At 43.0% G+C, this 286-nt stretch carries 1 protein-coding gene; it reads right to left on the bottom strand.

The genetic code is table 11. The features are described 5' to 3' along the window. On the bottom strand, positions 1-286 hold a 286-nt coding region (locus AAEZ18_RS18640; protein ID WP_502935418.1), incomplete at both ends, for an adenine nucleotide alpha hydrolase family protein.

Raw genomic sequence — 286 nt, forward strand, 5'->3', positions numbered from 1 at the left:
TCCTTGTACTTCATCAAAGCATCAAAAATTTGCCCTTCTAAAAAACAGGCTTTGACTTCAAAACCTTTATTCTCCAACAACTCTTTAGTCTGCTTGAATTTTTCCTCGATATTCGGTGCACTATTTTTTACAGTAGCGAGGTGGCAGGTCAAACCGTGCAGCAGTCCACCATCAATAATACGCTGCACGGCCTTATCCGCTGTTTCTCTGCCATCATAGGCAAGCATAAAGCTTTCAGGGGTTTTAAAAGACTGATTAGCAATCAGTATGGGCGTGTGGACCCGAC

Origin of the sequence: Pseudoalteromonas sp. 19-MNA-CIBAN-0066, from assembly GCF_040308705.1 — a bacterium.
GTDB classification, from domain to species: Bacteria; Pseudomonadota; Gammaproteobacteria; order Enterobacterales; family Alteromonadaceae; genus Pseudoalteromonas; species Pseudoalteromonas nigrifaciens.